We start from the raw sequence: 7,050 nt of genomic DNA on the forward strand, positions 1-7,050 counted from the left end.
CACCACCGAGCAACGGCACCCGCCGGGTCACCATCAGGCCCATCTTCTTGCCGCTGATCCGGGCGATCAGTTCACCCACCACCTCACCGGACACCAGCCGGTCGAGCTCCGGGTCGAACACCGGCGCGGTCGCGATCGCCAGCGGCGACGTCGGCAGACTCGACTTCTTCAGCCGGTCGGTCACGCCGTCCTCGCCGAGCAGGCAGGTGATCACCGCGGTCCGAACCCGTGGATCGCCCAGGTCGTACCCGCGCAGATGCGCGATCGCCGCGACCATCCGCGCCTGCACCACCGCGATGCCGGTCAGGTTCGCGGGCAGCGCGACCGGGAGTGTGATCAGACCGCCGATGCCGGTGACGAATCCCTGCACCCCGGCCAGCCGGATGTGCTGATCGATCACCGCGTCGATCGCGAGCTGGGCGTCCTCACCGTTCTTGCGCAGGTACCGCTCGGCCACCTTCTCGGCGCCGGGGAACAACTGGTAGCCGTCGATCGCGATCTCGAGGACCTGGCGAAGTACACCCGCCGCGGCCTGTGGAGCCAATCGCTGCGCGGCGGGCGCGAGACTGCTGGCGACGAACTTTGCAACTCCGGCCACAGTGCTCCTTCAGAACTCGGACGCCCTGCCCCGATCCGGGGCCGGGCGCATCACCAACTCTACGTGCCGCCCCGGACAGCGCCACTCGGGCGAAACCCCGGCCTGTCCCCTGTCCTTGCGCAGGCGTACGACAGGATGGTGGGGTGCCTGTTGAACCACCCGCATCCGTGTGGGACTTCCCGCCGGTCGCGGTCGCCGGAGCCAGCGACGTCGTCGCGGCCGGGGCAGATCTCGAGCCGGGGACGGTGCTCGCGGCGTACCGGCGGGGACTGTTCCCGATGCCGGACAGCCACGGCCCGTTGCTCTGGTGGTCCCCGGTGAACCGCGGCGTGATCGAGGTCGAGGGCTTCTCCCCGTCGCGATCGCTCCGGCGAGCCCGGCAGCGCTTCGAGATCCGGGTCAACACCGCGTTCGACCAGGTGATCCGCGCCTGCGCCGACCCCCGCCGGCCAGGTTCGTGGATCGACGCCGACATCATCGCGTCGTACACCCGGTTGCACCGGATGGGCTGGGTGCACTCGGTCGAGGCCTGGGACGGCGACGAGCTCGCGGGCGGCCTGTACGGCGTTGCGATCGGCGGGCTGTTCGCCGGTGAGTCGATGTTCCACCGCAAGACCGACGGGTCGAAGGCGGCCGTCGCGGGGCTGGTCGAACTCCTCAGCGACAAGTACGCACCCGACCGGGTTCTCGACATCCAATGGGTCACCAACCACCTCGCCACCCTCGGCGCGGTAGCGATCCCCCGCGAGCACTACATCCGCCGCATCGAACGAGCCCTGGAACTCCCACTCCCCGAAGCCTTCAGCTGACGGGAACCAACCCGACGAAGTCGGCTAGTTGGGCCGATGCGGCCTCGAAGAACTCGTCCGCGGGATCCATCGTGCCGACCAGTTGACCGAACAACTCGAAGCTGATCATCCCGAAAAGCTGCGTCCAGACGATCACCGTCCGCACCAGCACCTTCGCCGGTACGCCGGGGGCCAGGTCCGCCAGCGTCGCAGTCTGCTCAGCCAGCAACCCGCCGGGCTCGGGTGCATCACCAGGCGGAACCAGTACGCCACGCGCCTGCGCACTCCCGAGTAGTCCGAGCAGCACGAGCGGTACTCGCGCCGCCGGTTGCACTGTGGTCTGTGGCGCCTTGTAGCCGGCAACGGGTGTGCCGTAGATCAGCGCGTACTCGTGCTGATGCTTGATCGCCCAGGTCCTGACAGCACGGCACGCCGCCAGCCAGGCCTCACGTGGATCCTCGTGGGCCTTCGCCGCGGCTTCCGCCTCGGCACCGAGAGCGTCGTACGCGTCGATGATCAGGGCGGTGAGGAGGTCGTCGCGGCTGGGGAAGTACCGGTACAGCGCCGACGACACCATCCCGAGCTCGCGGGAGACAGCCCGGAGCGAGAGGCGCTCGGCTCCCTCGGTGGCGAGGTGGCGGCGGGCGGAGTCCTTGATCTCGCGCGTCAGCTCGGTGCGGGCTCTGTCGCGTGCGGTACGTCCGGCGTTCATGGTCCGCAGTCTGCCATGATCGGTGCACTAAATCGAGAGCACTGCTCTTGACAAGCGCCAAGGCGGGCTGTTCACTGATCACAACAGAGAGCACCGCTCTCGCAAATCAGGAGGCAACCGCCATGCAGGAGTACAACGACAAGCGCGTGATCGTCTCAGGTCGCCGCAGCATGCTGATGTTCAACAAGCTGGTCGCGGGCCTGACCAAACTCGGCATCAGCGTCATGGGCAGCCGGATCCTCTCGGTCCGCGGTCGCAAGTCCGGCGAGTGGCGCAGCATCCCGGTGAACCCCCTGACCGTCGACGGCCAGCGCTATCTGATCGCCCCTCGCGGTCACACCCAATGGGTCCGCAACCTCCGCGCCACCCCCGAAGGCCGGCTGCAGGTGGGCCGCCGCATCGAGACCTTCCGGGCCGAGGAAATCCCCGACGCCGACAAGCCCGACATCCTCCGCGCCTACCTGGTGAAGTGGGCCTGGGAAGTCGGCGCCTTCTTCGGCGACGACGTCAAGAAGGACTCCCCCACCGAAACCCTCCTCCGCGTAGCCCCCGGCTTCCCCGTCTTCAAGATCCATAACCTCTGAGCACTCCGCACGCCCCGCTGACGTACGGCGATTGTGCAAGCGGCACTTGCACGATTCGGGTCCCGGGGAGTTTCTGCAAGCGGCGCTTGCAGATTTGTGCAGCGGTGCGTTGCACAAATGGGTAGGTGGCAGGATGGCGGGATGATCAGTTCTGCGGAGTTGAAGGCGGCGCCGAAGGTTCTGTTGCATGACCATTTGGATGGTGGTTTGCGGCCTGAGACGGTGTTGGAGCTGGCCGGGGAGATCGGGCACAAGTTGCCGCGGTCCGATGCCGCGGAGCTTGGGCAGTGGTTTGTCGAGTCGGCTGACTCCGGATCGCTCGAGCGGTACCTCGAGACTTTCGACCACACCGTTGCGGTGATGCAGAACGCTGAGGCGATCAAGCGGGTCGCCAGCGAGTGCGTGCAGGATCTGGCTGCGGACGGGGTCGTGTACGCCGAGATCCGTTACGCGCCCGAGCAGCACCTGACCAAGGGCCTCTCGCTCGAGCAGGTTGTCGATGCGGTCGGTGAGGGGTTCGCGGAGGGCATGGCCCTGGCCGAGCAGCCGATCGTGGCGCGGCAGTTGCTTACGGCGATGCGGCACCAGGCCCGGTCGATGGAGATCGCCGAGCTCGCCGTCGCCTATCGCGACGCGGGAGTGGTCGGATTCGACATCGCCGGCGCCGAGGCCGGTTATCCGCCCACCCGGCACCTCGACGCGTTCGAGTACCTGCAGCGCGAGAACGCCCACTTCACCATCCACGCCGGCGAGGCGTTCGGACTGCCGTCCATCTGGCAGGCGATCCAGTGGTGCGGCGCGGACCGCCTCGGCCACGGGGTGCGGATCATCGACGACATCTCCTACGACCCGTCCGCGGGACTCGACGGAAAAGTCGAGCTCGGGCGACTCGCGGCGTACGTGCGGGACCGACGGATCCCGCTCGAGATGTGCCCGAGTTCAAACCTGCAGACCGGCGCCGCCGACTCGATCGCGGAGCACCCGATCGGCCTGCTCACGAAACTCCGCTTCCGGGTCACGGTGAACACCGACAACCGGCTGATGAGCGGTACGTCGATGAGCCGCGAACTGGCCCTCCTCGCCGAAGCCTTCGACTACGGCCTGCCCGACTTCCGCTGGTTCGCCATCAACGCGATGAAGTCCGCGTTCCTGCCCTTCGACGAACGCCTCGCCCTGATCGACACCGTGATCAAGCCCTGGTACGCCGAGGCGCTCGCCCCCCGCTGACCCACGTCGCCCAACCGCCGTGGCCCGACCGCCGGCAAACTCGTCGGGCTCACGTGCAACCAAAGTCCCCGCTTCCGGTGTCTTCTCTATATGCAGGCGGAGGTGTCTGGGGACCCTGGGGTGTGGGTGGCAAGGCCGGCGGAGCGCGATGCCGACTGTGCCGCGGAGTTCAGCGCGTACGTTGCCGCGCGTTATCCGGCGCTGTTGCGGATGTCGTACCTGCTGACGCAGGACCGCGGCCTCGCCGAGGATCTGTTGCAGACGACACTCGCGCGGTGCTGGCTCTCCTGGGACAAGATCACGGCCGACGATCCGCATGTGTACGTCCGCCGGGCGCTGGTGAACAGCCATCGCTCCTGGTGGCGGCTGAAACGTGGTAAGAGAGAAGTCCCGACCGACGCCGTACCGGCGGATTCCGCCGACGGCGGGTTCGGCGTACTGCATGAGAACGCGGTCCTGATGGAGGCCCTCGCCCGGCTTCCGCGCAAGATGTGTGCCGTGGTGGTGCTGAGGTACCTGGAGGATCTGTCCGAGGCCGAGACCGCCACCACGATGGGCTGTTCGGTCGGCACCGTGAAGAGTCAGACCAGCCGGGCGCTGGCGAAACTGCGGATCGATCCGGCGCTGGCGGGCGAGGAGAGGCGGCCATGAACCCCGAGGAACTCCGGGAGCGGATGCGTCAGGCTGCCGCCTCCGTGACAGTGGCGGACGCGCCACTGGCCGGCATCGAGAGCCGGGCGAGATCGATCAGCCGGCGCCGGGCGACTGCGACGGTCTGCGCACTGGCGGTGCTGATCGGGTCGGCCGGACTGCTCGGCTCGGGCCGTCTCACCGGCCAACCGGCGCCGTCGGTCCCGATCGCCACCGGGGAGATCGACGGCACTGTCACGTTCCCCGACCGGGCCTCGGATCAGTACCTGAGGGCGAACCCAGTGACCGTGACCATGGCCGGGCGTCAATCCGCGCCCGCGGCGACCGAGTTGGGCGTACTCACAGCGGGCGACTCGCTCTGGCTGCGGTTCTCCTGCCTGGCCGCGGTCTCGCTGGTGACCTTCACGGTCAGCCCAGCGCCATCGGAGAAGCCCCAGTCGCCGCTGGTGGAGAAGACGCCGTGTGGACCGACGGCCGCCTTGATCAGGGTGAAGGTGCCGACCGGCTGGCCTGTTGGCAACCAGTCGACTCTTACTGTCGACGCCGGCGCTCGCCCAGACCCCACGGCGTACGCGCTGGCGGGCGGGATCACGGTCGAGATCGGCCGTTACTCGGACAGCGAAGAGCAGTGCCCCAAGCAGCACTGCCTTACTTGACATCGGGTAGCCGAACCCGAATACTCGATCTCGAGTAACCGAGATCGAGGAGGGTCGGCCGTGGTCAAGCGCAAGGTGGCCAACCCGTTGGCGTTCGCCGTGCTTGGGAGTCTGTCGGAGCGGCCGATGCACCCGTACGAGATCTCCTCGATGCTGAAGAGCCGCGGCAAGGACCAGAGCATCAAGCTCAACTACGGCTCGCTGTACTCGGTGGTCACGGCGCTCGAGAAGCAGGAATTCATCAAGGCGGTCGAGACCGTCCGGGAGGGGAACCGCCCGGAGCGGACCGTCTACGCGATCACGGAGGCCGGCCTCGAGGAGTTCACCGACTGGCTGAGCGAGCTGCTCGGAACTCCCGAGAAGGACTTCAGCCAACTGGAAGCCGGCCTCGCCTACCTGCCCGGCTTCCCACCGGACCGGGTGATCGACCTGCTCGAGCAGCGCGCGCAGGTGCTCGACGCCGAGATCGAGCAGGTGGTCGCCACCCACGAATCAATGGCGGCGGCGAACTTCCCCCGCATCTTCTGGGTCGAGTCGGAGTTCCGGCTCGAACTGCTCCGCACCGAGGTCGCGTTCGTCCGGCGGCTGGTCGCGGAGATCCAGAGCGGCGAGCTCGAGGGCAGCGACTTCTGGCGCAAGGGCTACGAGATTGTCGCGCAACTGGGGATACACCCGGCCGAGCTCTTCAACGATCCGGTCAAGTACTTCGGGGAGGAGTTCAGCTGGATGCAGCAGTTCCCACCTGATCCGACGAAGTAGGACGGCCCCTGACCGAGGCGCGGCAACGCCGAGGTCAAGGGCCGCAGTTCCTCGAGTCGGTCCTAGGACCTGGCACCCAAGGCGCAACCATCAGGATAGCCAGGCCGCCGACCGACTCCTCATCACCCACAAGGAGTCACTCACCATGGTTAGTCATGCCCTGGAAGCCGTCGAGCTGGTCAAGACCTACCGCGGAGCGCGGAAGAAGCCCCCGCTCCGGGCCCTCGACGGCCTCACCTTCAACGTTCCGGAAGGCGTCGTACTGGGCCTGCTCGGCCCCAACGGCGCCGGCAAGTCCACCACCGTGAAGATCCTGACCACCTTGTCCCGGGCGGATTCCGGTACTGCGCGGGTCGCCGGGTTCGACGTGATCAAGGACCCGGACGCGGTCCGCCGGGTGATCGGCTACGTGCCGCAGAAACCCAGTGCCGATCCGATGGCGACCGGCATCGAGAACCTGTTGCTGAGCGGCCGGATCTACGGCCTCTCGAGACAAGATGCCGTACGCCGGGCCGCCGAACTGCTGGAGCGCTTCGACCTGACAGAGGCGGGTGGTCGCCAGGTGCGGACCTACTCCGGTGGTATGCAGCGGCGGCTGGATGTGGCTCTCGGCCTGGTCCACCGGCCGCGGGTGCTGTTCCTGGACGAACCGACCACCGGCCTCGACCCGGAGGCGCGCACCGATCTCTGGACCGAGGTCGAGCGCCTCTCCGGCGACGAAGGTCTGACCGTCCTGCTCACCACGCACTATCTGGAGGAAGCAGACCGGCTTGCCGACCAGCTGGCGATCGTCGACCACGGCAAGATCGTTGCCGAAGGCACCCCCGAGGCGCTGAAGGCCGAACTCCGCGGCGACTCCGTGCACGTCGAACTGGTCGATCCCGACACTGACGGCCAAGTGCGCGCGCTGCTGGCCCAACGGCCCGGCATCGGCGAAATCATTGCTGAGGGCAACACGCTGCGAGCTCGGGTGGATCGCGGTGCTACCGCGGTTCCGGCTGTGCTCGGAGCCCTTGAGGACAAGGCGATCCCGGTCGCGGCGGTGACTGTGTCCCGGCCGTCGCTCGACGATGTC

9 protein-coding genes are annotated in these 7,050 nt (G+C 67.6%); 7 read left to right on the top strand and 2 right to left on the bottom strand.

Going from position 1 to position 7,050, the window contains the following annotated elements; translation table 11 throughout:
- Positions 1 to 598, bottom strand: a 598-nt coding sequence (locus VFG33_RS30660) for an EcsC family protein (protein ID WP_325056475.1), incomplete at its 3' end; no start/stop codon positions are given.
- A gap of 143 nt (positions 599 to 741) precedes the next feature.
- Between VFG33_RS30660 and aat the strand changes: the two genes are divergently transcribed.
- Complete coding sequence (gene aat, locus VFG33_RS30665) at positions 742 to 1,407, top strand: leucyl/phenylalanyl-tRNA--protein transferase (protein WP_325056476.1); 666 nt, start codon at positions 742 to 744, stop codon at positions 1,405 to 1,407.
- Here aat and VFG33_RS30670 read toward each other — a convergent pair.
- Positions 1,400 to 2,098 carry a TetR/AcrR family transcriptional regulator gene (locus VFG33_RS30670; protein WP_325056477.1) on the bottom strand — a complete coding sequence of 233 codons (699 nt, stop codon included), beginning with the start codon at positions 2,096 to 2,098 and terminating at the stop codon, positions 1,400 to 1,402. The two genes, aat and VFG33_RS30670, sit on opposite strands and share 8 nt — an antisense overlap.
- A 122-nt stretch (positions 2,099 to 2,220) precedes the next feature.
- On the opposite strand from VFG33_RS30670, the gene VFG33_RS30675 reads away from it, so the two are divergent.
- From VFG33_RS30675 to VFG33_RS30700, 6 genes are all read left to right on the top strand, one after another.
- Complete coding sequence (locus VFG33_RS30675; RefSeq protein WP_325056478.1) at positions 2,221 to 2,682, top strand: nitroreductase family deazaflavin-dependent oxidoreductase; 462 nt, start codon at positions 2,221 to 2,223, stop codon at positions 2,680 to 2,682.
- A gap of 141 nt (positions 2,683 to 2,823) precedes the next feature.
- On the top strand, positions 2,824 to 3,909 hold the full coding sequence (locus VFG33_RS30680) for an adenosine deaminase (RefSeq protein ID WP_325056479.1): 1,086 nt from the start codon (positions 2,824 to 2,826) through the stop codon (positions 3,907 to 3,909).
- A gap of 102 nt (positions 3,910 to 4,011) precedes the next feature.
- The gene (locus VFG33_RS30685; RefSeq protein ID WP_325056480.1) at positions 4,012 to 4,560 is read left to right on the top strand and encodes a SigE family RNA polymerase sigma factor; all 549 of its coding nucleotides are present in this window, start codon (positions 4,012 to 4,014) and stop codon (positions 4,558 to 4,560) included.
- Positions 4,557 to 5,216, top strand: coding sequence for a hypothetical protein (locus VFG33_RS30690; protein ID WP_325056481.1), 660 nt, complete (start codon positions 4,557 to 4,559; stop codon positions 5,214 to 5,216). The genes VFG33_RS30685 and VFG33_RS30690 overlap by 4 nt, the downstream gene beginning before the upstream one ends.
- A 60-nt stretch (positions 5,217 to 5,276) precedes the next feature.
- Entirely contained in the window at positions 5,277 to 5,975 is a 699-nt protein-coding gene (locus VFG33_RS30695; RefSeq protein ID WP_325056482.1) for a PadR family transcriptional regulator, read from the top strand.
- Between the two features lie 145 nt (positions 5,976 to 6,120).
- Positions 6,121 to 7,050: efflux ABC transporter ATPase subunit, DrrA-related (locus tag VFG33_RS30700; RefSeq protein WP_325056483.1), on the top strand; the 930-nt coding region annotated here is incomplete at its 3' end.

The organism is Kribbella sp., from assembly GCF_035687465.1.
In the GTDB taxonomy this organism is placed as follows: Bacteria; Actinomycetota; Actinomycetes; order Propionibacteriales; family Kribbellaceae; genus Kribbella.